This is a genomic window from Pseudomonas sp. No.21 (genome assembly GCF_054558415.1).
Genome location: NZ_BAAJNO010000002.1, coordinates 428,989 through 453,367 on the forward strand (window position 1 = coordinate 428,989; position 24,379 = coordinate 453,367).

General features: G+C 68.4%; 19 protein-coding genes and 1 pseudogene. 14 read left to right on the forward strand and 6 right to left on the reverse strand.

Annotation, left to right across the window (positions count from 1 at the left end; genetic code table 11):
* The first annotated feature begins 10 nt into the window (after window positions 1–10).
* From ACYJSS_RS04650 to ACYJSS_RS04675, 6 genes are all read left to right on the forward strand, one after another.
* A complete protein-coding gene (locus ACYJSS_RS04650) occupies window positions 11–1,252 on the forward strand; it encodes a parallel beta-helix domain-containing protein (RefSeq protein WP_111263818.1) in 1,242 nt (413 codons plus the stop codon).
* The gene (locus ACYJSS_RS04655; RefSeq protein WP_236204316.1) at window positions 1,249–2,370 is read left to right on the forward strand and encodes an SO2930 family diheme c-type cytochrome; all 1,122 of its coding nucleotides are present in this window, start codon (window positions 1,249–1,251) and stop codon (window positions 2,368–2,370) included. The genes ACYJSS_RS04650 and ACYJSS_RS04655 overlap by 4 nt, the downstream gene beginning before the upstream one ends.
* A 302-nt stretch (window positions 2,371–2,672) precedes the next feature.
* Window positions 2,673–5,960 (forward strand): transglutaminase family protein, encoded by a 3,288-nt coding sequence (locus ACYJSS_RS04660; RefSeq protein WP_236204315.1) that lies wholly within the window; start codon window positions 2,673–2,675, stop codon window positions 5,958–5,960.
* A 90-nt stretch (window positions 5,961–6,050) separates the two neighbouring features.
* Window positions 6,051–8,549: a circularly permuted type 2 ATP-grasp protein gene (locus ACYJSS_RS04665; protein ID WP_111263815.1), complete on the forward strand. Its 2,499-nt coding sequence runs from the start codon at window positions 6,051–6,053 to the stop codon at window positions 8,547–8,549.
* Complete coding sequence (locus tag ACYJSS_RS04670; RefSeq protein ID WP_111263814.1) at window positions 8,549–9,481, forward strand: transglutaminase family protein; 933 nt, start codon at window positions 8,549–8,551, stop codon at window positions 9,479–9,481. The genes ACYJSS_RS04665 and ACYJSS_RS04670 overlap by 1 nt, the downstream gene beginning before the upstream one ends.
* A 144-nt stretch (window positions 9,482–9,625) precedes the next feature.
* Window positions 9,626–10,468, forward strand: coding sequence for a mechanosensitive ion channel family protein (locus ACYJSS_RS04675; RefSeq protein ID WP_111263813.1), 843 nt, complete (start codon window positions 9,626–9,628; stop codon window positions 10,466–10,468).
* Window positions 10,469–10,684: 216 nt separating this feature from the next.
* Here ACYJSS_RS04675 and ACYJSS_RS04680 read toward each other — a convergent pair whose 3' ends face one another.
* From ACYJSS_RS04680 to ACYJSS_RS04695, 4 genes are all read right to left on the reverse strand, one after another.
* Entirely contained in the window at window positions 10,685–11,128 is a 444-nt protein-coding gene (locus ACYJSS_RS04680) for a GNAT family N-acetyltransferase (protein ID WP_111263812.1), read from the reverse strand.
* A 2-nt stretch (window positions 11,129–11,130) separates the two neighbouring features.
* Window positions 11,131–11,505, reverse strand: a complete 375-nt coding sequence (locus ACYJSS_RS04685) for a thiol-disulfide oxidoreductase DCC family protein (protein WP_111263811.1) — start codon at window positions 11,503–11,505, stop codon at window positions 11,131–11,133.
* A gap of 10 nt (window positions 11,506–11,515) precedes the next feature.
* Window positions 11,516–11,962 (reverse strand): DUF3465 domain-containing protein, encoded by a 447-nt coding sequence (locus tag ACYJSS_RS04690; protein ID WP_111263810.1) that lies wholly within the window; start codon window positions 11,960–11,962, stop codon window positions 11,516–11,518.
* Between the two features lie 81 nt (window positions 11,963–12,043).
* Window positions 12,044–12,631, reverse strand: coding sequence for an LOG family protein (locus ACYJSS_RS04695; protein ID WP_111263809.1), 588 nt, complete (start codon window positions 12,629–12,631; stop codon window positions 12,044–12,046).
* A 373-nt stretch (window positions 12,632–13,004) separates the two neighbouring features.
* Here ACYJSS_RS04695 and azu point away from each other — a divergent pair, with 373 nt between their 5' ends.
* Entirely contained in the window at window positions 13,005–13,454 is a 450-nt protein-coding gene (gene azu, locus ACYJSS_RS04700; protein ID WP_111263808.1) for an azurin, read from the forward strand.
* Between the two features lie 360 nt (window positions 13,455–13,814).
* Here the strand turns inward: azu and ACYJSS_RS04705 are convergent, their stop codons facing one another.
* Together ACYJSS_RS04705 and ACYJSS_RS04710 are read right to left on the reverse strand one after the other, a co-directional pair.
* On the reverse strand, window positions 13,815–14,834 hold the full coding sequence (locus ACYJSS_RS04705) for a DUF1338 domain-containing protein (RefSeq protein ID WP_111263807.1): 1,020 nt from the start codon (window positions 14,832–14,834) through the stop codon (window positions 13,815–13,817).
* Between the two features lie 83 nt (window positions 14,835–14,917).
* Window positions 14,918–15,847 (reverse strand): LysR family transcriptional regulator, encoded by a 930-nt coding sequence (locus ACYJSS_RS04710; RefSeq protein ID WP_111263806.1) that lies wholly within the window; start codon window positions 15,845–15,847, stop codon window positions 14,918–14,920.
* A 124-nt stretch (window positions 15,848–15,971) separates the two neighbouring features.
* On the opposite strand from ACYJSS_RS04710, the gene amaB reads away from it, so the two are divergent.
* The 7 genes and pseudogenes from amaB (at window position 15,972) to ACYJSS_RS04745 (ending at window position 24,330) form a co-directional block, all read left to right on the forward strand.
* Window positions 15,972–17,462, forward strand: coding sequence for an L-piperidine-6-carboxylate dehydrogenase (gene amaB, locus ACYJSS_RS04715; RefSeq protein ID WP_111263805.1), 1,491 nt, complete (start codon window positions 15,972–15,974; stop codon window positions 17,460–17,462).
* A 29-nt stretch (window positions 17,463–17,491) separates the two neighbouring features.
* Window positions 17,492–18,775 (forward strand): L-pipecolate oxidase, encoded by a 1,284-nt coding sequence (gene amaA / locus ACYJSS_RS04720; protein ID WP_111263804.1) that lies wholly within the window; start codon window positions 17,492–17,494, stop codon window positions 18,773–18,775.
* Window positions 18,776–19,145: 370 nt separating this feature from the next.
* Window positions 19,146–20,267, forward strand: a complete 1,122-nt coding sequence (locus ACYJSS_RS04725; RefSeq protein ID WP_111263803.1) for a branched-chain amino acid ABC transporter substrate-binding protein — start codon at window positions 19,146–19,148, stop codon at window positions 20,265–20,267.
* Between the two features lie 274 nt (window positions 20,268–20,541).
* The gene (locus ACYJSS_RS04730) at window positions 20,542–21,456 is read left to right on the forward strand and encodes an ABC transporter permease subunit (RefSeq protein ID WP_111263822.1); all 915 of its coding nucleotides are present in this window, start codon (window positions 20,542–20,544) and stop codon (window positions 21,454–21,456) included.
* Between the two features lie 2 nt (window positions 21,457–21,458).
* A complete protein-coding gene (gene livM, locus ACYJSS_RS04735; protein WP_111263802.1) occupies window positions 21,459–22,745 on the forward strand; it encodes a high-affinity branched-chain amino acid ABC transporter permease LivM in 1,287 nt (428 codons plus the stop codon).
* A pseudogene (locus ACYJSS_RS04740) lies at window positions 22,742–23,617 on the forward strand (ATP-binding cassette domain-containing protein). The gene livM and the pseudogene ACYJSS_RS04740 overlap by 4 nt, the downstream one beginning before the upstream one ends.
* Window positions 23,614–24,330, forward strand: coding sequence for an ABC transporter ATP-binding protein (locus tag ACYJSS_RS04745; protein WP_111263800.1), 717 nt, complete (start codon window positions 23,614–23,616; stop codon window positions 24,328–24,330). The pseudogene ACYJSS_RS04740 and the gene ACYJSS_RS04745 overlap by 4 nt, the downstream one beginning before the upstream one ends.
* Window positions 24,331–24,379: the final 49 nt, after the last annotated feature.

Sequence of the window (24,379 nt, forward strand, 5' to 3'; positions counted from 1 at the left end):
GGAGCCCGCCATGCGTATCGCCTCCCTTTCCCTTCTCGCGCTCTCGGTGCTGCTGGCCGGCTGCGGCGAGCAGGACAAGACGCCCACCACCCACGTGGATTTCCAGAAGGAGCTGCAGGCCAAGCTGATCAAGGCCAAGCCGGGCACCGTCATCGAGATACCCGCCGGCACCTACCAGCTCGACCGCAGCCTCAGCCTCAAGGCCAGTGGCGTGACCATCAAGGGGGCCGGGATGGACAAGACCATCCTCAACTTCAAGGGCCAGAAGGCCGGAGCCGAGGGGCTGCTGGTGGACGCCTCCGACTTCACCATCGAGGACCTGGCCCTGGAAGACACCAAGGGCGACGCGCTCAAGGTGGTGGGCGGCAAGAACATCGTCATCCGCAACGTGCGCACCGAATGGACCAACGGCCCGGCCACCGAGAACGGCGCCTACGGCATCTACCCGGTGCAGACCGAGAACACCCTGATCGAAGGCGCGGTGGCCATCGGCGCCTCCGACGCCGGCATCTACGTCGGCCAGTCGCGCAACGTCGTGGTGCGCAACAGCCGCGCCGAACGCAACGTCGCCGGCATCGAGATCGAGAACACCATCGGCGCCGACGTCTACGACAACCTCGCCACCGGCAACACCGGCGGCATCCTCGTGTTCAACATGCCCAACCTGCAGCAGCCGGGGCACGGCACCCGCGTCTACCGCAACCAGGTCAAGGACAACGACCACGACAACTTCGGCCACAAGGGCACCCCCGTGGCCAGCGTGCCGGCGGGCTCCGGCGTGGTGATCAACTCCAACGACGATGTGGAGATCTTCGACAACGACATCAGCGGCCACCGCACCGCCAACGTCATCGTCAGCAGCTACTTCAGTACCGGCTACACCAACCTCTCCACCTCGGAGAACTTCGACCCCTACCCCGAGCGCATCGCCATCCACGGCAACCGCTTCGGCCCCGGTGGCGACAGCCCCGACAACCTCGAACTCAAGGCTCTCAAGGTGGCCAAGTTCGGCCTCGGCGGGCGCCTGCCCGACATCCTTTGGGACGGCTACGTCAACCCGGACAAGCTGGTGGACGGCAAGCTCCCGGCGGAGCTGGGCATCTGCGTCGACAACGGCGACGCCACGCTGATCAACGTCGACGGCCCCAACGGCTACAAGAACATCACCACCGACATGTCCGCCCACCGCTGCAAGCTGCCGGCGCTGCCGGAAATCGTCCTCGGCTCGGCCAAGGAGGCCCCCGGCGCATGAAGCGCGGTTTGCTGTTGATCGCCCTCCTGCTGCTCGCCGCCTGCGGCCGGCAGCCGGAGCCGCGCTTCATGCCCGAAGGCGATGCCTACCCCGAGAAACTCAGCGAGTGGGGCATGCTGCGCCTGGCCGACGGCCACCTGCAGCCGGTTGCCGCCGTGCTGCCCTATGACCTCAACACACCACTGTTCACCGACTACGCGCACAAGATGCGCACCCTGTGGATGCCCGAAGGCCAGGCCGCCAAGTACGGCGAGGACCACTTCGACTACCCCGTCGGCACCGTCCTGACCAAGACCTTCTACTACCCCCGCGATGCGCAGGGCCGCCTGCTGAAGAACGCCGATGACGACCGCGACCCGGCTGCCGGCCTGGCGCTGGATCGCGTGCGCCTGGTGGAGACGCGCATCCTGTTGCGGCAGAAGGACGGCTGGGTGGCGCTGCCCTACGTCTGGGACGAGGCGCAGAAGGAGGCCACCCTGGAATGGGCCGGGGCCAGCTTCGACCTGGAGCTGCTGGACGCGAAGGGCGAGCGCCTCGCCGTCGACTACCAGGTGCCCGACGCCAACCAGTGCGCCGGCTGCCACGAGGAGCGCCACGGCGAGGGCGTGCGCCCCCTCGGCCCCAAGGCGCGGCACCTGAACAAGGACCTGGTCTATGCCGACGGGCCCGACAACCAACTCGTCCACTGGCACAAGCGCGGCTTCCTCAGCGGCCTGCCGGCAGCGGTGGCCAGCGTCCCGCGCAACGCCCTGTTTGGCCAGCCGCGCGATGGCGAGAGCCTGGAGCTGCAGGCCCGCAGCTACCTCGACGCCAACTGCGGCCACTGCCACAACCCCAAGGGCCCGGCACGCACCTCCGGCCTGTTCCTCGACGCCGCCGCGCCGATGGGCATCAACTTCGGCCTGTGCAAGCAGCCCGTGGCCGCCGGCAAGGGCTCCGGCGACCGCCTGGTGGACATCCACCCGGGCAAGCCCGAGGAGTCGGTCCTCACCTACCGCGTCGAAAGCACCGACCCCAGCGTGATGATGCCCGAGCTCGGCCGCTCCGCCGTCCACCGCGAGGGCCTCGACCTGCTGGAGCGCTGGATCGCCGGCCTGCCCGGCACCTGCCGCAGCTAGCGGCAGGCACCGGGGCCTCTGTGGGAGCGGTTTCAACCGCGATGGGCGTGCACGGCGCTGATCGCGAATGAATTCGCTCCCACAGGGCACCATCCCCGTCATCTTCCCTGTCTATGCTCACTCGCACTTCATGGTCGTCGGCACGCGACACGAACCATTTTCGTGCACGCCGTTCGAAGCAGTGCGTCCCGAGCCCCGTTCCAGTGCCGGCGCGGGGCGCACCCATCGACAAAACAGCACCTTGCGCGCTGGCATGAGACTTGCGCAGCAAGGCCATCGCTCAGGCTCGCAGGAGGCACGCCGTGTCGATCCACGTCGCACTGCACCACGTCACCCATTACCGCTACGACCGCGAGGTCGCCCTCGGTCCGCAGATCGTCCGCCTGCGCCCGGCGCCCCACAGCCGCACGCGCGTCCTCGGCTATTCGCTGAAGGTCGAGCCGGGCAAGCACTTCATCAACTGGCAGCAGGACCCGCAAGGCAACTACCTGGCGCGCCTGGTGTTCCCGGACAAGACCCGTGAGCTCAAGGTCGAGGTCGACCTGGTCGTCGAGATGGCGGTGTTCAACCCCTTCGACTTCTTCCTCGAGCCCTACGCCGAGCAGGCGCCCTTCGCCTACACCGCCGAGGAGCAACGCGAGCTGGCGCCCTACCTCAGCCGCCAGCCGGCCACGCCGCTGTTCGCCAGGTACCTCGCCGCCATCGACCTCACCCCGCGCGCCAGCGTCGACTTCCTGGTGGAACTCAACCAGCGCGTCTCCCGCGACATCCGCTACCTGATCCGCATGGAGCCCGGCGTGCAGACGCCCGAGCAGAGCCTGGAGCTGGGCTCCGGCTCCTGCCGCGACTCCGCCTGGCTGCTGGTGCAGCTGCTGCGCCATATCGGCCTGGCGGCGCGCTTCGTCTCCGGCTACCTGATCCAGCTCACCGCCGACCAGAAGGCCCTCGACGGCCCCAGCGGCACCGAGGTGGACTTCACCGACCTGCATGCCTGGTGCGAGGTGTACCTGCCCGGCGCCGGCTGGATCGGCCTCGATCCCACCTCCGGCCTGTTCGCCGGCGAAGGCCACGTACCGCTCGCCTGCAGCCCCGAGCCATCGTCGGCAGCGCCCATCAGCGGCGCGGTGGACGAGTGCGAGTGCGAGTTCTCCCACGACATGCGCATCGAGCGCATCTGGGAGGCGCCCCGGGTCACACGGCCCTACAGCGACGAGCAATGGGCGGCGATCCTCGACCTCGGCCGGCGCATCGACCGCGACCTGCTGGCCCGCGACGTACGCCTGACCATGGGCGGCGAGCCCACCTTCGTCGCCATCGATTACCCCGACGACCCGGAGTGGAACACCGCCGCCCTCGGTCCCAACAAGCGCCGCCTAGCCGCCGAACTGTTCCACCGCCTGCGCGACCACTACGCCCCCAACGGCCTGGTGCACTTCGGCCAGGGCAAGTGGTACCCCGGCGAGCAACTGCCGCGCTGGTCGCTGAACTGCTTCTGGCGCCGCGATGGCGAGCCGATCTGGAACGACCCGGCCCTGCTGGCCGACGAGGGCCGTGGCTACGACGCCAGCGCCGAGCTGGCCGGGCGCTTCCTCGCGCAACTGGCCGGCCGCCTGGGCCTGGCCGCCGACGGCATCTTCCCGGCCTACGAGGACTGGTACTACTACCTCTGGCGCGAGCGCCGGCTGCCGGTCAACGTCACCCCCGAGGACGCCCGCCTCGCCGACCCGCTGGAGCGCGAGCGCCTGCGTAAGGTCTTCGAGCAGGGCCTGGGCGAGATCGTCGGCCAGGTACTGCCCCTGGGGCGCAGCGCCAGTGGCGACGGCTGGCAGACCGGTTCCTGGTTCCTGCGCGACGAGCACTGCCGCCTGCTGCCCGGCGATTCGGCGATGGGCTACCGCCTGCCGCTGGATTCGCAGCCCTGGGTCAGCGAGGCCGACTACCCCTACATCCACGCCGCCGACCCCAGCCAGGTCTTCCCGCCGCTGCGTCGTGCCGCGCAGATCCGCACCCAGCTGCGCCAGGGCGCGCCGGGCAAGGGCCAGGCCGAGGCCGTGCCCGGCCTCCACCAGTCGGCTGCCGGCGTGGTCCGCACCGCCCTGTGCGCCGAACCCCGCGACGGGCGCCTGTACCTGTTCATGCCGCCACTGGCGGAACTCGAACCCTGGCTGGAACTGGTCGCCGCCATCGAGGCCACGGCGCGCGAGCTGGAATGCCCGGTACTGCTGGAGGGCTACGAGCCACCCGGCGACCCGCGCCTGAACGTATTCCGCGTCACCCCGGACCCGGGCGTCATCGAGGTGAACATCCACCCTTCCAGCAGTTGGGAGGAGTTGGTCGAACGCACCGAGTTCCTCTACGAGGCCGCGCGGCAGACGCGCCTGGCCAGCGAGAAGTTCATGGTCGACGGCCGTCATGTCGGCACCGGTGGCGGCAACCATTTCGTCCTCGGTGGCGCCACACCGGCGGACTCGCCGTTCCTGCGCCGACCCGACCTGCTGCGCAGCCTGATCAGCTACTGGCACAACCACCCCTCGCTGTCGTACCTGTTCTCCGGCCTGTTCATCGGCCCCACCTCCCAGGCCCCCCGGGTGGACGAGGCGCGCAACGACGCCCTCTACGAGCTGGAGGTGGCCTTCGCGCAGATGCCCGAACCCGGTGCCGACTGCCCGCCCTGGCTGGTGGATCGCCTGCTGCGCAACCTTCTGGTGGATGTCAGCGGCAACACCCACCGCGCCGAATTCTGCATCGACAAGCTCTACTCGCCCGACAGCAGCAGCGGCCGCCTCGGCCTCCTGGAGTTGCGCGCCTTCGAGATGCCGCCCCACGCTCGCATGAGCCTGGCCCAGCAACTGCTGCTGCGAGGCCTGGTGGCGCGCTTCTGGGAGCAGCCCTACGCGCCGCCGAAGCTGGCGCGCTGGGGCACCGAGCTGCACGACCGTTTCCTCCTGCCGCACTTCGTCCAGCAGGACTTCGACGACGTGCTGCACGAGCTCAACGAGGCGGGCTACCCGGTGCGCGGCGAGTGGTTCGCGCCGCACTTCGAATTCCGCTTCCCCAAGTACGGCGACTTCATGGTCAAGGGCATCGAGCTGGAACTGCGCCAGGCCCTGGAACCCTGGCACGTGCTGGGCGAGGAGGGCGCCGGCGGCGGCACCGTGCGCTACGTCGATTCGTCCCTGGAGCGGGTGCAGCTCAAGCTCGGCGGCCTGGCCCCGGACCGCTACGTGCTCACCTGCAACGGCGAGCCGGTGCCCCTGCAGAGCACCGGCCGGGTCGGCGAATTCGTCGGCGCCGTGCGCTACCGCGCCTGGCAGCCGGCCTCCTGCCTGCAACCCACCATCGGCGTCCACGCGCCCTTGGTGTTCGACCTGGTGGACACCTGGATGCAGCGCTCCCTCGGCGGCTGCCAGTACCACGTCGCGCACCCCGGCGGGCGCAGCTACGACAGCTTCCCGGTCAACGCCTATGAGGCCGAAAGCCGGCGCCTGGCGCGCTTCTTCCGCCTCGGCCACAGCCCCGGCAAGCTGCAGGTGCAACAGCCGCAAAGGAACGACGAGCTGCCAATGACCCTGGACCTGCGTCGCCATTAAGCTGTGCGCCGCCGCAGCCTGGCGTCCGGCCGGCTGCGGCGGCACCCAGGATTACAATTGAGAACGGGCGCATCCATTCGCGAGTACCAGATGTCCGACCTGCTTGCCCATTACCCCCTGACCGACACGGCCTACCACGAGCTGCTCGACGCCACCGGCGAGGTGCGTCCGCACTGGCTGCGCCTGTACCTCCAGCTGCAGCGCAGCAGTGCCGCCCAGTTGCGCCAGCGCCAGGAACTGCTGGCGCGGCAGATCCAGGAAAACGGCGTCACCTACAACGTCTACGCCGATCCCAAGGGCACCGACCGCCCCTGGGAGCTGGACCTGCTGCCCAACCTGATTTCCGCCGAGCAATGGCAGCCCATCGCCCAGGGCGTGGCCCAGCGCGCGCGCCTGCTCAACGCCGTGCTGGCCGACGTCTACGGCGAGCAGAAACTCATCGCCGAAGGCCTGCTGCCCAGCGAGCTGGTATTCGGCCACACCAGCTTCCTCTGGCCCTGCCAGGGCGTACAGGCCATCGGCGGCACCTACCTGCACAGCTACGCCGTTGACCTGGCGCGCGATGCCGACGGCCAGTGGCACGTGCTCGCCGACCGCACCCAGGCGCCCTCCGGTGCCGGCTATGCGTTGGAGAACCGGCAGATCGTCTCGCGCGCCTTCCCGGAGCTGTACCGCGACCTGCGCGTGCAGTACCTGGCCGGCTACTTCCGCGCGCTGCAGGAGACGCTGATCCGCCAGGCCCCCAGCGACGGCGAGACGCCCCTGGTGGTGCTGCTCACGCCGGGACGTTTCAACGAAACCTACTTCGAGCACCTCTACCTCGCGCGCCAGCTGGGCTTCCCCCTGGTGGAGGGCCACGACCTGACCGTGCGCGACGCCACCCTCTACCTCAAGACCCTGGGCGGCCTGAAGCGCGTGCACGCCGTGCTGCGCCGGCTGGACGACGATTTCTGCGACCCCCTCGAGCTGCGCACCGACTCGGCCCTCGGCGTGCCCGGCCTGCTCGACGCCGTGCGCCGTGGCCGCGTGCTGGTGGCCAATGCCCTGGGCAGCGGCGTACTGGAGTCCCCCGGCCTGCTGGGCTTCCTGCCCGCCGTCAACCGCCGTCTGTTCGGCGAGGAACTCCTGCTGCCCACCGTCGGCACCCGCTGGTGCGGCACCCCCGGCGTGCTGCAGGAAACCCTCGGCGCCCTGGAGGGCCTGGTGATCAAGCCGGCTTTCCCCTCGCAGAGCTTCGAGCCGGTGTTCGGCCACAACCTGGCGCCGCACGCGCTGGATGCGCTGCGCAAGCGCCTGCAGGCACGCCCCCACGCCTATGTCGCCCAACGCCAGGCGCAGTTGTCCCTGGCACCGGTGTGGCAGGCCGAAGGCGAGCGCGGCGCCCTGCATTCGCGGGCCATCGGCATGCGCGTGTTCGCCGTGGCCACCGCCGACGGCGGCTACTGGGTGATGCCCGGCGGCCTCACGCGCGTGGCCTCCGAGGCGGATGCCGAAGTGGTGTCCATGCAGCGCGGCGGTGCCAGCAAGGACACCTGGGTGCTCGCCGACCGGCCGGTGACCGGAGAGCCCCTGCGCCCGCGCACCCTCGGTGTGCGCGACCTGATCCGCCAGGACCCCTACCTGCCTTCGCGGGTGGTGGAGAACCTGTTCTGGTTCGGCCGCTATGCCGAACGTTGCGATGACGCCGCGCGGTTGCTGCGCGTGGTGCTCTCGCGCTACGTCGACGCAGACGGTGACGAGCGGGCCCGGCAGGCCGCGCTGGAGCTGGCCGAGGCCCTGGGCCAGCTGCCGCCCGGCGACGAGCCCCTGGACCGACGGCTGCTCCAGGCGCTGCTCAGTGACGACTGGGCCTTCAGCCTCAGCGCCAACCTGCGTCGCCTGCACTGGGCGGCGGCCCAGGTGCGCGGCCGCCTGTCGCGGGAGAACTGGCACGCGGTGCTGGAACTCCAGCAGGAAGCCCAGGGGCTGGACCCGGCACGCATGGACCTGGGCGACGCCCTGGACTTCCTCAGCCGCCTGCTGATGTCACTGGCGGCGCTCTCCGGCTTCGCCCTCGACGACATGACCCGCGACGACGGCTGGCGCTTCCTGATGATCGGCCGGCGCATCGAGCGGGTGGGCTTCTTCGCCGAGAGCATCGCCGGCTTCCTGCGCGGCGGTGCGGCCTGGGACCCGGGTGCCCTGGAGTGGCTGCTGGAGCTGGGCAACAGCACCATCACCTACCGCTCGCGCTACCTGGCCTCGCCGCAGCTGATCCCAGTGCTGGACCTGCTCCTGCTGCACGAGCAGAACCCCCATGCACTGCGCTTCCAGCTGCAGGCCCTGGAGCGGTCGCTGGGCCGGCTGCACGAGGAATTCGGCGCACCCCAGGAGCTGATGCTGAGCGGCCTGATCGGCCGCCTGCTGGCCTTCGACCTGGGCACCCTGGAAAACCCGCTGTTCGGCAGCGACAGCCTCGACGAGGTGCTGGAGGGGCTGGCGCAACTGCTCGGCGAAATCGGCCAGATGGTCGGCCAGGTCTCGGATCGCCTCGCGTTGCGCTATTTTGCTCATGTCGACGACGTCAGCCAGCAAACGGTATCCACCTGATGCACTCCCAAGCCGCCTCCGTCGCCCCCCAGGGCGCGCGCTACCAGGTGTTCCACGACACCCACTACCGCTACGCCGCACCGGTGTCGCTGGCCCAGCAGCTGGTGCACCTGTGGCCGCGCGAATGCCCCTGGCAGCTGTGCAGCGGGCAGGACCTGGAGATCAACCCGGCGCCGTCCTCGCGCAGCGAAGGGCTCGACGTGTTCGGCAACCCGCTGTGCCGCCTGGCCTTCGAGCGGCCCCATGACGAATTGCAGGTCAACGCGCGGCTGCTGGTGGACGTGCTGCCCCGCGGCCCCCATGCGCTGGACAGCTCGCCCCCCTGGGAGCTGGCCCTGGCCGGGCAGGCCTTCACCGGGCGTCCGCTGGGGGCCGAGGTGCTGGAGGCCTGCCGCTACCGGGTCGAGTCGCCCTACGTGCGCATCAAGCGCCAGTTCGCCGACTTCGCCGAGGACTGCTTCCCCCTCGGCCGGCCGCTGTTGCTCTGCGCTGCCGCGCTGATGGAGAAAATCTTCACCGGCTTCGACTTCGACGCCGAGGCCACCCAGGTGGCGACCCCGCTGACCGAGGTGCTGGAGCGCCGTCGCGGCGTGTGCCAGGACTTCGCCCACCTGATGCTCGCCTGCCTGCGCTCCAGGGGCCTGGCCGCACGCTACGTCAGTGGCTACCTGCTGACCCAGCCGCCGCCCGGGCAGCCCCGGCTCATCGGTGCCGACGCCTCCCACGCCTGGGTGTCGGTGTACTGCCCGCGCAATGGTTGGGTGGACTTCGACCCCACCAACAACATCCTCCCGGACCTGGAGCACATCACCCTGGGCTGGGGTCGCGACTTCTCCGACGTATCGCCCCTGCGCGGGGTGATCCTCGGTGGGGGCAGCCATGACCCGGAGGTGCGGGTGACGGTGATGCCATTGTGGGAGATGGCGATCTGACCGGGTTCGCCCGCGCTTCTGTCTCATGGTTGAAACACGGGGCCCGGCGGCGGCACCGGCGGGGCGATATTTTGCGCGCCTGCCGTTGCGCTTGGGCCGGGCGTTGCTAGCGTCAAACGAGCCATCTCCCACGGAGCGCTCGCCATGGACGAAACAACGATAGTGACGGTCGGGACCGAGAAGGTCAGCGCCTTCATGAACACCGTCATGCAATACGCCACCAGCTTCGGCGTGAAGATCCTCGTCGCCATCGTCTTCTGGGTGGTGGGGCGCTGGCTGATCGGCTTCGCGGTCGGCCTGGTGCAGAAATCCCTGGAGCGCCAGCGGGTCGACCCGACCGTGCTGCGCTACGTCGGCTCGTTCATCACCGTGACCCTGAACATCCTCCTGGTGGTGGGCATCCTCGGCTACTTCGGCGTGCAGACCACCAGCCTCGCGGCACTGATCGCAGCGGTCGGCCTGGCCATCGGCATGGCCTGGTCGGGGCTCCTGGCCAACCTCGCGGCGGGCGGCTTCATCATCGTGCTGCGGCCGTTCAAGGTCGGCGACTTCATCAGCGCCGGCGGCGTCGTCGGCACGGTGAAGGAGATCGGCCTGTTCGCCACCGCCATCAACACGCCGGACAACGTGCTGACCCTGGTGGGCAACAACAAGATATTCACCGACAACATCCAGAACTTCACCCACAACGCCTACCGCCGCGTCGACCTCAAGGCGCAGCTCTCCGGCTCGGCGGACCATGCTGCCGCGGTGGCGTTGCTCAAGGCGCGGGTGGCGGCCATCGCCAACGTGCTGGCCGAGCCGGCGGTGGAAGTTGAGATCCTCGAATTCAACCTGGTGGGCCCGGTGCTGGCGGTGCGCCCCTACTGCCACAACGACCACTACTGGCAGGTGTACTTCGACACCAACCGCACCATCAAGGACGCCCTGGGCGCCGACTTCCCCGCACCCATGCCGGCGCAGACGGTGATCGTGCAGCAGGGCTAGGCCGGGCGAATGAAGTGATCGGCGCGGAGTCTTGCTTTTGTAGGGGGGATGGCGCTCTTTTCATCCACCAGCGGTGCTCCCGCCGGGCTCCGTTCGCGACGAACGCAGCAGCGTAGCCCGGGCTTCAGCCCGGGAGCGTCTGGCGGGCCTGAACCCTGCACCGTTGGGCGCTCGCTGCGCTCTGCGCCAACCTACGAAACGCTGCTGCTCCCGACGCTACGACCCTTTCAAACGCAGGTGCAGGATGGGAAACGGCTTGCCCGAGCCATCCAGCTCCGAGCGGCTGGCCACCTCGAAGCCCATGCGCAGGTAGAAGCCCACCGCCTGGGGGTTCTGCTCGTTCACGTCCACCGCCGTGGCGCCTTCGTGGTCGATGGCGTGCCGCAGCAGTTCGCGGCCGATGCCCTGGCCATGCCGCATCGGGTCGACGAAGAGCATCTCCACCGTGCCTTCGGCGGTGCCGATGAAGCCCTGGATGTACCCGTCGGCGTCGCGGCTGCAGGCCAGCTTCACCGAATCCAGGTAGGCGTCGCGCACCAGCGGCTTGAAGAACTGGATGTCGTCCTCGCCGAGGAAGTGGTGGGTGGCGCGCACGGCGGCTTCCCAGACCTCCACCAGGCGCTGGCGGTCGTTGGCGTCGATGCGTTCGAGTATGTCCATGTTCACCAGTGTCGTTTCGATCGGTTCCAGAGATAGAGCAGTCGGGCGAAGGCCTTGTAGCCCAGCTGCGCCAGCCCGTGGATCAGCGGCAGTGAGAGCAGGCGGGCCTTCCAGCGCTCCCTGGGGGAGTGGCGCCAGAGCACGATGAAGGCGTCCACGCCCATGCGCTTCACGCCCTGCTCGTCCACCAGGTGCAGGCGCTCGCGGACGTACTCCAGCGCCTCGCCGATTTCCTCCACCGCCTGGTTGTCGGCATGCACGTCGGCCCACTCGATCTCGCAGGCGGTGGTCTTGCCCTTCTGCCCTTCGATGCCCGCCCGGCACACGGGGCAGGCGCTGTTGTAGTAGACCTTGATGCGCCCTTCGTCCTCGCTCATCGCCCGCTCCCTATTGGTAGGTCCTGCCGTTGTGCTTCAGCCAGCCACCCGGGTGGCGGCCGCGTGGGTCGTGGTGGGTCCAGTGGATCACCCCGCCCTTGTCGTTCCATTCGTATTCGCCGGCGAACTCGATCGTGTCGCCTTCGCGCAGGCCCTCGACCCGTGGCGCCAGGTCGATGTTGTGCGCCACCAGCAGGCTCAGGCCGTCGTCGGTACGCATCAGGAAGCGCTGGTGGCGACTGCCCTTGAGATCGTCGCGCAACACGCGGGTGACCACGGCACGACCCTCGACCTGCAGGTCGCTGCGGCGATCCTCAAAGGCCTGGCGCAGCTGGGCGCTGGTGCTGGATGCGGTGGTGGCGGGGGCGCCGGCAAGGCCCTGGAGCCAGCCTGGGTGGCGCTGCTGCACGCCATAGAGTGCAAGGCCCAGGAGCAGGGCGATGAAAAGCTTCTTCATGGGGCGGGCCACGTCCGTTCGGCGGGCCGGGTCAGCCCAGGCGGCATGCTGGGGCACGGCCGTCAGGGCTGTCCAGAGGGATCAGTGGGGTTTGCGGTCGACCCACTTGGGCGCCACGGTGGGGCGCCAGGCTTCCAGGCGTTCCAGCAGGATGTCCGGGGTGCCGCCGACCTGCAGCATGCCGCGGTGCTGGTCGCGCACGAAGCGCTCTTCCACCAGGTGGTCGAGGAATTCGGTGAGCTTGCCGTAGAAGCTGTTCACCTCCAGCAGGCCCAGGGGCTTGCTGTGGTAGCCGAGCTGGCCCCAGGTCCATACCTCGAAGAGTTCCTCCAGGGTGCCCAGGCCGCCGGGCAGGGCGATGAAGGCGTCGGCCAGCTCGGCCATGCGGGCCTTGCGGGCGTGCATGCCGTCCACCACTTCCAGGCGGGTCAGGCCCTTGTGGCCGATCTCGGCCTCCTTGAGGCTCTGCGGGATGATGCCGATCACCTCGCCTCCGGCCGCCAGGGCGGCGTCGGCCACGGTGCCCATCAGGCCGACCGCGCCACCGCCGTAGACCAGCGTCAGGCCGCGTTCGGCCAGGGTGCGACCCAGGTCGCTGGCGGCACGTTGGTAGATGGGGTTGGCGCCGGGGCTGGCACCGCAGAATACGCACACGGAGCGCAAGGTCATGGTCGACTCCCGAAAAAAGTCGGCAAGGTTAACGGCTCGCGTGGCGTCCCGGAAGCGGCGCGTGGACGCAGCTTCCGAACGGTAGGGGCAAGGCGGGTGTGCGGGATCAGTCGTCGCAGCTGCCGCTGGCTCCGGCGGCGTAGGCGGCGAGCAGGCTTTGCAGGAAGTTCATGGTGGCGCTCCTCGGTATGCGATGCCGGCATTCTCCGCGCCGCGCTGGCGGGGCGCCGTTTGATTGTCTCGATGGCCGTGATAGCCCCTGCGCAGGGCGCGGGATTCCTGCGGTTTGTTGACGCAGGTTATGGGAACTCCACGCCGACTCAGGCAGTCTCCCCTCTGGGCTGATCCGGCCCTACCTGCCAAGGAGACTCCAATGATTCGCAAGCTCGTCGTTGCATCCGTGCTGGCCCTGGCCAGTGCCCCTCTGCTGGCTGCTGAATGTTCGGTGGACGTGGAAGGCACTGATCAGATGACCTTCAACACGAAGGAAATCAAGGTCAGCAAAAGCTGCAAGACCTTCACCGTGAACCTCAAGCACGTCGGCAAGCTGCCCAAGAACGTGATGGGCCACAACTGGGTCCTGAGCAAGACCGCCGACGCCCAGGCCATCGCCACCGAAGGCATGACCGCCGGTGTCGACAAGGACTACCTCAAGGCCGACGACGCCCGCATCATCGCCCACACCAAGCTGATCGGCGGCGGCGAGACCGCGACCACCACTATCGACGTCTCCAAGCTGGCCGCTGGCGAGAGCTACGAGTTCTTCTGCTCCTTCCCCGGCCACGTCTCGATGATGAAGGGCACCCTGGCCCTGGTCGACTGACCCGACAGGCAATGACAAGAGGCCGCTCCGTGAAGCGGCCTTTTTCATGCCCGGCGAAAGCCGCTCACGCCAGCACAAGGGTGGTAGCTGGGTAGGGTGGATGACGCTTTTTTCATCCACCGGGCGGAGCTTCGTCTCATGTACTCCTCGCCGGCGAGCACCTTGCAGGGTCGGGTGGGCGTAGGGTGGGCTTCAGCCCACCGCTCTTTTCTGCGCCCGGTCCTGGATGAATGCGCGCAATGACGCTCTTCGAGTGTGGGGATACTCCATCGCGAATGAATTCGCACACAGTCTGTGTCCGGGGCGAGTCCGCTTGGTGGAGGTGAAGCGACTCCACCCTGCGTGGGCTGGGAGGCCCTGCTAGGCCCCCGCCGTCATCTTGAAGATGCCTTGGGCGTTGCTGCTGTCGAAGGCGAGGTCGATGCGGCCATCGGCCTCGTCGGCCTTGCGCTGGATGAACTCGACGAAGGAGCCGGGCACCTGGCGCCGCACCGTGGAGCCGGCCGCGTCGATGAAATCGCGTTCGACCTGCACCGCGCGGTAGGCGGTCTGCATCACGCGGCCGGAGGCGGAGACTTCGATGCTGGCCTTCATCGGCCGGCCCTTGGCGTTCTGGGCGGCGACCACGCTTTGCAGGTCGGCGACGCGGTCGGTGAGGTGGTTGAACATGTTGCCCTCGGTGGCGATCCAGGCCATCTCGGCGCTTTCCTCGCGCAGCTGCTCGTAGTCGCTTTCCAGGGGCGCGCCGTGCTGGCAGCCGAAGGCGTCGAACAGCGCGGGCAGCAGGTCGAGGGCCTGCTCGCGGCTGCAATGGCGGGTGCGCCAGAGTTCATCGAGCGTCGCCAGGTGGCGGGGTTGCAGCGGGTCGCGGCTGGCGCCCACCACGCGGCTGACCGCGAGCTGGAAGGCCTCGCTGAAGCGTCCCGGGTGCAGCTCGGAGACGAAGAACTGGGCGATGTCCTCGGGCAGGTCCATCTGCCGGTAGGCGTAGCCGGTCATGTTCAGGCGGGTCAGCGGGTAGGTGCGCACGTCGGTGAAGCCCAGGGGCTCGAGGATGCGCACGAAGGCCTGGCGGCCACGGGGCAGGGCGCCGTTGTCGGGCCAGTCGACGGTGCGGATGGCGCCGTGGTCGAACAGCACCTGGCGGCCGTCCGCCCGTTGTTCCTCGACGTAGGTGCGGCCGATGGGCACCGCCTCCACCAGCTTGTGGAACAGGCACAGGTTGAGCGCCTCGGCCAGCCAGGCGCGATGGATGCGCCCCGTCTCGAACGCGAAACCGTCCAGGGCGGCGGGCACCTCGACATGGGCATCGACCCAGCGGGCGGCGGGCTCGCCGATCACATGGGCGACCAGGGGCAGGAGGCGTTCGCGGGCGTTCATCGGCAGGGGCTCGGCTGTGGCTGTACGGGCCTGCTATCCAAGCAGCCGCGCGGGCGCCGGGCAAACGAAAAAAACCGGCGGGTTCATTCCGTTTTTTCCTGATGCGACGCCGGCCCCCGGGCGCCGTTCTCCAGCTGCTCCAGCATCCAGCGCACGAAGTCGCGCACCTTGGGCACTTCGGCGGCGTGCTCGGGGTAGGCCAGGTAGTAGGCGTTGCGGCTGGGCATGGCGTGGTTCCAGGGGATCACCAGCTTGCCCTCGGCCAGCTCCTCCTCCACCAGGAAGCGCGGCAGCAGGGCCACGCCGCAGCCGGCCTGGGCCGCGCGGATGCACATGTAGGAGGTGTCGAAGCGCGGCCCGTGATAGCTGTGCTCGGTGTGCCGGTCCTGGCTCTGGAACCACTCGTGCCAGGCCTCCGGGCGGGTGGCGTTCTGCAGCAGTACCAGGGTGGTGAGCTGGGCGGGGTCGGTGAAGGGCTCGGCGGGCATGCTCGATGGCGCGCAGACCGGCACCACTTCCTCGCTGAACAGGCGGATGCATTCGGCGCCCGGCAGCGCGCCCTGGCCGAAGAACAGCGCCACGTCGGCGCGGCCCTGGAGCAGGGCATCCGGCTCCAGCTCGTTGCGCACGTCCAGGTGCACGTTGGGATGGCGATGGCGCCAGCCCTTGAGGCGGGGAATCAGCCAGCGCGCGCCGAAGGTCGGCGGGGTGGCCACGCGCAGCACCTCGGTCTCGCCGCCGTAGGACAGCATGTAGTGGGTGGACATCTCCACCTGGGTGAGGATCTTGCGCACCTCGGAGAGGTACAGCGAGCCCGCCGGGGTCAGTTGCAGGCGTCGGCGCACACGGCGGAACAGCAGGTGCTGGAGCATCTCCTCCAGCTGCGCCACCTGCTTGCTGACCGCGCTCTGGGTCAGGGCCAGCTCCTCGGAGGCGCGGGTGAAGCTGAGGTGGCGCGCCACGGCTTCGAAGCACTGCAGGGCGGTGAGTGAGGGCATGTGGCGCTTGAGCATGTTCGGGTCCGCGGGTTCATGAGCAAAAGGAATGATATGTGGAGCAAAGGTCGTTTGTTGGCAAGCCCCCGGTGCGGCTAATACTGGCGCCGACCTTTTTCCGAAGCGCTTTCCAGGAGTTCCAATGGTTGCTGCATTGCTAGACCGCCTAGGCGTCGACCCGAAGCTCTACCAGCAGGGCGAGCACGCCGTGCACACCCCCATCGACGGCAGCCGCATCGCCCGCGTGCAACTGGAAGGCCGCGCCGAGGTCGAGGGCAAGATCGCCCTCGCCGCCGAGGCCTTCCAGGCCTGGCGCAAGGTGCCGGCGCCGCGTCGGGGCGAGCTGGTGCGCCAGTTCGGCGAGCTGCTGCGCCAGCACAAGGCCGACCTCGGCGAGCTGGTGTCCTGGGAGGCCGGCAAGATCACCCAGGAAGGCCTGGGCGAAGTGCAGGAGATGATCGACATCTGCGACTTCGCCGTCGGCCTGTCGCGCCAGCTCTACGGCCTGACCATCGCCTCCGAGCGCCCCGGCCACCACATGCGCGAAACCTGGCAGCCCCTGGGCGTGGTCGGCATCATCAGCGCCTTCAACTTCCCGGTGGCGGTCTGGTCGTGGAACGCCGCGCTGGCGCTGGTCTGCGGCAACCCCGTGCTGTGGAAGCCCTCGGAGAAGACCCCGCTCACCGCCCTGGCCTGCCAGGCGCTGTTCGAGCGCGTGGCGAAGCAGTTCGACGGTGCCCCGGCGCACCTCAGCCAGGTGCTGATCGGTGATCGCGAGGCCGGCGAGGCGCTGGTGGACGACCCCCGCGTCGCCCTGGTCAGCGCCACCGGCAGCACCCGCATGGGCCGTGAAGTGGCGCCACGCGTGGCGGCCCGCTTCGCCCGCAGCATCCTGGAGCTGGGCGGCAACAACGCCATGATCCTGGCCCCCAGCGCCGACCTCGACCTGGCGGTGCGCGCCATCCTCTTCAGCGCCGTCGGCACCGCCGGCCAGCGCTGCACCACCCTGCGCCGGCTGATCGCCCATGAGTCGGTGCGCGAGGAAATCGTCCGCCGCCTGCAGGCCGCCTACGCCAAGGTGCGCATCGGTCATCCGCTGCAGGGCAACCTGGTCGGCCCGCTGATCGACAAGGCCGGCTTCGACGCCATGCAGCGCGCGCTCGAACAGGCCCGCGCCGAGGGTGGCGTGGTGTTCGGCGGTGAGCGCCAGCTGGCCGGCGAATTCCCGGACGCCTACTACGTCTCGCCGGCCATCGTGCAGATGCCCGGGCAGAGCGCGGTGGTGCGCCACGAGACCTTCGCGCCGATCCTCTACGTCATCGGCTACCGCGACTTCGACGAGGCTGTGGCGCTGAACAACGCCGTGCCCCAGGGGCTGTCGTCCTGCCTGTTCACCACCGACGTGCGCGAGGCCGAGCTGTTCACCTCGGCGGTGGGCAGCGACTGCGGCATCGCCAACGTCAATATCGGCCCCAGCGGCGCGGAGATCGGCGGCGCCTTCGGCGGCGAGAAGGAGACCGGTGGCGGGCGCGAGTCCGGCTCGGATGCCTGGAAGGCCTACATGCGCCGGCAGACCGCCACGGTGAACTATTCCCACGAACTGCCGCTGGCCCAGGGCATCACCTTCGACTGACCGGGCCATCGCCCTAAGGAATGCCGTCCATGCCCCTGCGCCAGGAGTGCCTCTGGGAGTATCTGACGCCGGCGCTGCCGAAGGCCGAGACGCTGAACGGCGAGGTCCGCGCCGATGTCTGCGTCATCGGCGGTGGCATCACCGGGCTCAACGCGGCCATCCGCCTGCTGGAGCAGGGCCGGCGGGTCTGCGTGCTGGAGGCCCATGAGGTGGGCCACGGCGGCTCGGGGCGCAACGTCGGGCTGGTCAATGCCGGGCTGTGGATTGCGCCGGACGAGATCGAGGCGGGCCTGGGCGAGCAGGTCGGCGCCCAGCTCAACCGCACCCTGGGCGGCGCGCCGGCCCAGGTGTTCGCGGTGATCGAGAAGTACGGCATCGACTGCCAGCTGCGCCGCGAAGGCACCCTGCACATGGCCCACAACGCCCGGGGCCAGGCCGACCTGGCCAGCCGCTGCGAGCAGTGGCAGCGCCGTGGCGCACCGGTGGAGCTGCTCACCGGCCAGGCCTGCCGCGAGGCCACCGGCACCGAGCGCATCGCCGCCGCGTTGCTCGACCGTCGCGCCGGCACCCTCAACCCCATGGCCTACACCCGCGGCCTGGCCCAGGCGGTGCGCTACCTGGGCGGCTCGCTGTTCCAGCACAGCGCGGTCACCCGCCTGGAGCGCCAGGGCGATGCCTGGTGCGTGCTCACCGAACACGGCAGCGTGATCGCCCCGCAGGTGGTGATCGCCTCCAACGCCTACACCGAAGGCGAGTGGACCGAGCTGCGCCGCAACTTCTTCCCCGGCTACTACTACCAGGTCGCTTCCGAGCCCCTGCACGGCGAGGCGGCGGCGCGCATCCTGCCGGGCGGGCAGGGCTCCTGGGACACGCGCCAGGTGCTCAGCAGCATCCGCCGCGACGCCGATGGCCGGCTGCTGCTGGGCAGCCTGGGCAACGGCGCGCGCAAGCCGCTGTGGTTCCTCAAGGCCTGGGCCGATCGCATCCAGGGCCACTACTTCCCCTACCTGGGCAAGGTGCAGTGGGAATCCACCTGGACCGGCTGCATCGCCTTCACCCCGGACCACCTGATGCGCCTGTTCGAACCGGCGCCGGGGCTGGTGGCCGTCACCGGCTACAACGGCCGGGGCGTGACCACCGGAACCGTGGTGGGTCGGGCCTTCGCCGACTTCCTCATGAGCGGTTCGGCCGAATCGCTGCCCATGCCCTTGCAGAGCATGCGCGGTGTCGGCGCACCTGCGCTGCGCAGCGGGCTCTACGAGCTGGGCTTCTCCCTGTACCACGCGGGCCAGTGCCTGCGCGTGGTCATCTGAGGCTGGTTTTGTTCATGCTGCATCGACGCGGAGCGGCTGCCTCGGCCGCCATGCACTAGCCTGTATTGGTGCGTCAGCGCGCTTGCCGCGCACCAGTGGTGTGCACTTCGGTGACAGTGACGGTTACGGCAGGTTGCGCTTTTCGCGCCGTGGGTTGCTATTCCCTTGAGAAGGCCATTCGGCGATTGGTTGCAAAGGGTTGCACCTATTGGTTCGGCAGGGTTGCACGTGCGCGCCGTCTCGCATTCCAGGGCGGACGCGCGGGTGGCCCCGGGTTTTTTCCTACAACAAAAAACGAGTGGCACGACGCTTGCTCACGTTAGGTCGAGTTATCGCGCCAATCACATAACCCCTCAGGAGCAAAACTCCCATGCCTCACAAGACTTTCAAGAAAGGTATTTTGGCTGTTGCGGTTACCAGTGTTCTGAGCTTGACCAACCTTGCTTTCGCTGACGTGGTTATAGGTGTTGCCGGGCCTCATACCGGCGCCAACGCTTCCTTCGGCGAGCAGTACTGGCGTGGCGCGAGCCAGGCCGCCGAGGACATCAACGCCGCCGGTGGCGTCAACGGCGAGAAGATCAAGCTGGTCAAGGCGGACGACGCCTGCGAGCCCAAGCAGGCCGTGGCCGTGGCCAACCGCCTGGTCGACCAGGACAAGGCGATCGGCGTGGTCGGCCACTTCTGCTCGTCCTCCACCATCCCGGCATCCGAGATCTACGACGAGGCCGGCATCATCGCCATCACCCCCGGCTCCACCAACCCGCAGGTGACCGAGCGCGGCCTGACCGGCATGTTCCGCATGTGCGGCCGTGACGACCAGCAGGGCATCGTCGCCGGCGACTACATCGTCGACGTGCTCAAGGCCAAGAAGGTCGCGATCATCCACGACAAGGACACCTACGGGCAGGGCCTGGCCGACGCCACCAAGGCGCAGCTGGCCAAGCGCGGCGTGAAGGAAGTGCTGTACGAAGGCCTGACCCGTGGCGAGAAGGACTTCAACGCCCTGGTGACCAAGATCCGCGCCACCGGCGCCGAGGTCGTCTACTTCGGTGGCCTGCACCCCGAGGCCGGCCCGCTGGTCCGGCAGATGCGCGAGCAGGGCCTGACCGCCAAGTTCCTCTCCGGCGACGGCATCGTGACCGACGAGCTGGTCACCACCGCCGGCGGCCCGCAGTACACCAAGGGCGTGCTCATGACCTTCGGCGCCGACCCGCGCAAGATCGCCGACGGCAAGGCCGTGATCGAGAAGTTCCGCGCCGGCGGCTTCGAGCCGGAAGGCTACACCCTCTACGCCTACGCCTCCCTGCAGGCCCTGGCCGCCGCATTCAATGGCGCCGGTGCCAACGAAGGCGCCAAGGCCAGCGAGTGGCTGAAGGCGCACCCGGTGCAGACCGTGATGGGCAAGAAGGAGTGGGACGGCAAGGGCGACCTGAAGGTCTCCGACTACGTGATCTACGAGTGGGATGAGCAAGGCAAGTACCACCAGCAGTAAGCGCGGGGCTGGCTGCGCGTCGGCCGGGGCCGCTCGGCTCCGGCTCGCTCAGCCCCGGCTCTTCGTTTGCTGTACTGGCTCGGCCGGCTGACCAGGCGCCACACGCGCTCGGCCAGCCGGTGTATTCCGGGTGGCTGCTGAAACCTCTCCCTGCTTGTGCCGCGCAGATGACTGCCGACGTAATCCAGTGGTCCAGTTCAGTGGTACCCGTCTGATTCCACTCGCGGAGGCTGGCCGAACCCCAGGCCGGTCCCCCAGAAGACGAGACTGAATGATGGACGGTATCTTCCTGCAACAGCTGATCAACGGCCTGACCCTCGGGTCGGTCTACGGCCTGATCGCCATCGGCTACACCATGGTTTACGGCATCATCGGCATGATCAACTTCGCCCACGGCGAGGTGTACATGATCTCCGCCTACCTCTCTGCCATCACCCTCGCGCTGCTGGCGTTCTTCGGCCTCGAGTCCTTCCCGCTGCTGATCCTCGGCACCCTGCTGTTCACCATCGCGGTGACGGGCGTGTACGGCTTCGTGATCGAGCGCATCGCCTACCGGCCGCTGCGCAACTCCACGCGCCTGGCGCCGCTGATCTCCGCCATCGGCATGTCGCTGATCCTGCAGAACTACGTGCAGCTGTCCCAGGGCGCCCGCCAGCAAGGCGTACCGACGCTGCTCGACGGCGCGCTGAAGTTCCACGTCGGCGAGGGCTTCGTCCAGCTCACCTACACCAAGGTGTTCATCCTGGTGGCCGCCTTCATCGGCATGGGCGTGCTGACCTACGTGATCCAGTGCACCAAGCTCGGGCGCATGTGCCGCGCCACCCAGCAGGATCGCAAGATGGCCTCGATCCTCGGCATCAACACCGACCGGGTGATCTCCTACGTGTTCGTCATCGGTGCCGCCATGGCCGCGCTGGCCGGCGTGCTGATCACCATGAACTACGGCACCTTCGACTTCTATGCGGGCTTCATCATCGGCATCAAGGCCTTCACTGCGGCGGTGCTCGGCGGCATCGGCTCGCTGCCCGGCGCGATGCTCGGCGGGATCATCCTCGGCGTCGCCGAGGCGCAGTTCTCGGGCATGGTCAACACCGACTACAAGGACGTCTTCAGCTTCTCCCTGCTGGTGCTGATCCTGATCTTCCGTCCCCAAGGCCTGCTTGGCCGCCCGCATGTCGCCAAGGTGTAAGCATGTCCTCTGCCATTTCTGGAAAACCCATCGATATCAAGAAGAGCCTCCTCGATGCGGTGCTCGCCGGGCTGCTGGCGCTCATCGTCTTCGGCCCCATCGTCGGCGTGGTGCTCGACGGCTACAGCTTCAACCTGGAGTTCGGCCGCGTCGGCTGGATGATCGGCATCGTCATGCTCGGGCGCTTCCTGCTCAGCCTGTACCTGCAGAGCGCCCGTGGTTCCGTGCTGCTGGAGCGCTTCGAAAGCAGCGGCTCGGGCGTGCACGTGCGCGCGCCGGACTTCAAGAGCAGCCTGCGCTGGGTGCTGCCGCTGATTCTCGTGGCGGCGGTGATCTTCCCGTTCTTCGCCAGCAAGTACCTGCTCACCGTGGTCATCCTCGGGCTGATCTACGTGCTGCTGGGCCTGGGCCTGAACATCGTGGTCGGCCTCGCCGGCCTGCTCGACCTCGGCTACGTGGCCTTCTACGCCATCGGCGCCTACGGCCTCGCGCTCGGCTACCAGCACCTGGGGCTGGGCTTCTGGTCGGTGCTGCCGCTGTCGGCGCTGGCCGCGGCGCTGGCGGGTTGCCTGCTGGGCTTCCCGGTGCTGCGCATGCACGGCGACTACCTGGCCATCGTCACCCTGGGCTTCGGCGAGATCATCCGCCTGGTGCTCAACAACTGGCTGAGCTTCACCGGCGGCCCCAATGGCATGCCGGTGCCGTCGCCGACCTTCTTCGGCCTCGAGTTCGGCCGTCGCGCCAAGGACGGGGGCGTGCCGTTCCACGAGTTCTTCGGCATCGCCTACAACCCCAACCTGAAGTTCCTGTTCATCTACGTGGTGCTGTTCCTGGTGGTGATGCTGGTGCTCTACATCAAGCACCGCCTGACCCGCATGCCCGTCGGCCGCGCCTGGGAAGCGCTGCGCGAGGACGAGATCGCCTGCCGTTCCCTGGGCCTCAACCACGTGCTGGTGAAGCTCTCCGCCTTCACCCTGGGCGCCTCCACCGCCGGCCTCGCCGGGGTGTTCTTCGCCAGCTACCAGGGCTTCGTCAACCCGTCCTCCTTCACCTTCTTCGAGTCGGCGCTGATCCTCGCCATCGTGGTGCTGGGCGGCATGGGATCGACGGTGGGCGTGGTCATCGCGGCCTTCGTCCTCACCGTCGCCCCGGAGCTGCTGCGCAGCTTCGCCGACTACCGCGTGCTGCTGTTCGGCATCCTCATGGTGCTGATGATGATCTGGCGGCCGCGCGGGCTGATCCGTATCAGCCGCAGCGGCTTCACCCCGCGTAAAGGAGTAGCGCCATGAGCGACGACAACATCCTCAGCGTCGAACGCCTGATGATGCACTTCGGCGGCATCAAGGCGCTCAACGACGTCAGCCTGGAGATCAAGCGCCACTCGATCTCCGCGCTGATCGGCCCCAACGGCGCCGGCAAGACCACCGTGTTCAACTGCCTCACCGGCTTCTACAAGGCCACCGGCGGCAGCATCCGCCTCAACGCCCGGGGCACCTGCACCGACGTGATCAAGGTGCTGGGCGAGCCCTTCCAGGCCACCGACTTCGTCAACCCGGCGCAGTTCGGCAGCCGGCTCTGGTTCAAGATGTTCGGCGGCACCCACCTGGTGAACCGCGCCGGGCTGGCACGCACCTTCCAGAACATCCGCCTGTTCCGGGAGATGTCGGTGGTGGAGAACCTGCTGGTGGCCCAGCACATGTGGGTCAACCGCAACCTGCTGGCCGGCATCCTCAACACCCCCGGCTTCCGCCGCGCCGAGGAGGACGCCCTGAACCACGCCTTCTACTGGCTGGAGGTGGTGGACCTGGTGGACTGCGCCAACCGGCTGGCCGGTGAACTCTCCTACGGCTAGCAGCGCCGCCTGGAGATCGCCCGCGCCATGTGCACGCGGCCGCAACTGATCTGCCTGGACGAACCCGCCGCCGGCCTCAACCCGGCGGAGACCGAGGCGCTCAGCCGGATCATCCGCAAGCTGCGCGACGAACACGAACTGACCGTACTGCTGATCGAGCACGACATGGGCATGGTGATGAGCATTTCCGACCACATCGTGGTGCTGGACCACGGCGTAGTGATCGCCCAGGGCGGCCCCGAGGCGATCCGCAACGACCCGAAGGTGATCGCCGCCTACCTGGGCGCCGACGAGGAGGAAGTGGCATGACGGCACCCCTCCTGGCATTCAAGGACGTCGACGTCTTCTACGGCCCCATCCAGGCGCTGAAGAAGGTCAGCCTGCACATCAACGAGGGCGAGACGGTGAGCCTCATCGGCTCCAACGGCGCGGGCAAGTCCACGCTGCTGATGTCGATCTTCGGCCAGCCCCGCGCCAGCGCCGGGGAGATCCTCTACGGCGGTGTGGATATCTCGCGCAAGTCCCCGCACTACGTGGCCTCCAACGGCATCGCGCAGTCGCCGGAGGGGCGCCGGGTATTCCCCGACATGAGCGTGGAGGAGAACCTGCTGATGGGTACCATCCCCATCGGCGCCCAGCATGCGGACGAAGACATGCAGCGCATGTTCGACCTCTTCCCGCGGCTCAAGGAGCGGCGCAACCAGCGCGCCATGACCATGTCCGGCGGCGAGCAGCAGATGCTCGCCATCGCCCGCGCGCTGATGAGCCGTCCCCGCCTGCTGCTGCTCGACGAACCCTCCCTGGGCCTCGCGCCCATCGTGGTCAAGCAGATCTTCCAGACCCTGCGCGAGCTGGCGAAGAGCGGCATGACCATCTTCCTGGTGGAGCAGAACGCCAACCACGCCCTGCGCCTCTCCGACCGCGCCTACGTGATGGTCACCGGGGAGATCCGCATGAGCGGCACGGGTGAGGAACTGCTCGGCAACCAGGACGTGCGCAACGCGTATCTGGGGGGGCACTAAAGCAGCTGGAAGCTGGAAGCTGGAAGCCGGAAGCCGGAAGCTGGAGGTG

Coding starts and splice junctions, on each gene's coding strand:
- ACYJSS_RS04690 (WP_111263810.1), bottom strand. CDS start 11,962: ATGAAGAAGCTTTTCATCGCCCTGCTCCTGGGCCTTGCACTCTATGGC.
- ACYJSS_RS04710 (WP_111263806.1), bottom strand. CDS start 15,847: ATGCTCAAGCGCCACATGCCCTCACTCACCGCCCTGCAGTGCTTCGAA.
- ACYJSS_RS04705 (WP_111263807.1), bottom strand. CDS start 14,834: ATGAACGCCCGCGAACGCCTCCTGCCCCTGGTCGCCCATGTGATCGGC.
- amaA (WP_111263804.1), top strand. CDS start 17,492: ATGCCCCTGCGCCAGGAGTGCCTCTGGGAGTATCTGACGCCGGCGCTG.
- ACYJSS_RS04745 (WP_111263800.1), top strand. CDS start 23,614: ATGACGGCACCCCTCCTGGCATTCAAGGACGTCGACGTCTTCTACGGC.
- amaB (WP_111263805.1), top strand. CDS start 15,972: ATGGTTGCTGCATTGCTAGACCGCCTAGGCGTCGACCCGAAGCTCTAC.
- ACYJSS_RS04675 (WP_111263813.1), top strand. CDS start 9,626: ATGGACGAAACAACGATAGTGACGGTCGGGACCGAGAAGGTCAGCGCC.
- azu (WP_111263808.1), top strand. CDS start 13,005: ATGATTCGCAAGCTCGTCGTTGCATCCGTGCTGGCCCTGGCCAGTGCC.
- ACYJSS_RS04730 (WP_111263822.1), top strand. CDS start 20,542: ATGGACGGTATCTTCCTGCAACAGCTGATCAACGGCCTGACCCTCGGG.
- ACYJSS_RS04670 (WP_111263814.1), top strand. CDS start 8,549: ATGCACTCCCAAGCCGCCTCCGTCGCCCCCCAGGGCGCGCGCTACCAG.
- ACYJSS_RS04650 (WP_111263818.1), top strand. CDS start 11: ATGCGTATCGCCTCCCTTTCCCTTCTCGCGCTCTCGGTGCTGCTGGCC.
- livM (WP_111263802.1), top strand. CDS start 21,459: ATGTCCTCTGCCATTTCTGGAAAACCCATCGATATCAAGAAGAGCCTC.
- ACYJSS_RS04685 (WP_111263811.1), bottom strand. CDS start 11,505: ATGAGCGAGGACGAAGGGCGCATCAAGGTCTACTACAACAGCGCCTGC.
- ACYJSS_RS04695 (WP_111263809.1), bottom strand. CDS start 12,631: ATGACCTTGCGCTCCGTGTGCGTATTCTGCGGTGCCAGCCCCGGCGCC.
- ACYJSS_RS04655 (WP_236204316.1), top strand. CDS start 1,249: ATGAAGCGCGGTTTGCTGTTGATCGCCCTCCTGCTGCTCGCCGCCTGC.
- ACYJSS_RS04680 (WP_111263812.1), bottom strand. CDS start 11,128: ATGGACATACTCGAACGCATCGACGCCAACGACCGCCAGCGCCTGGTG.
- ACYJSS_RS04725 (WP_111263803.1), top strand. CDS start 19,146: ATGCCTCACAAGACTTTCAAGAAAGGTATTTTGGCTGTTGCGGTTACC.
- ACYJSS_RS04665 (WP_111263815.1), top strand. CDS start 6,051: ATGTCCGACCTGCTTGCCCATTACCCCCTGACCGACACGGCCTACCAC.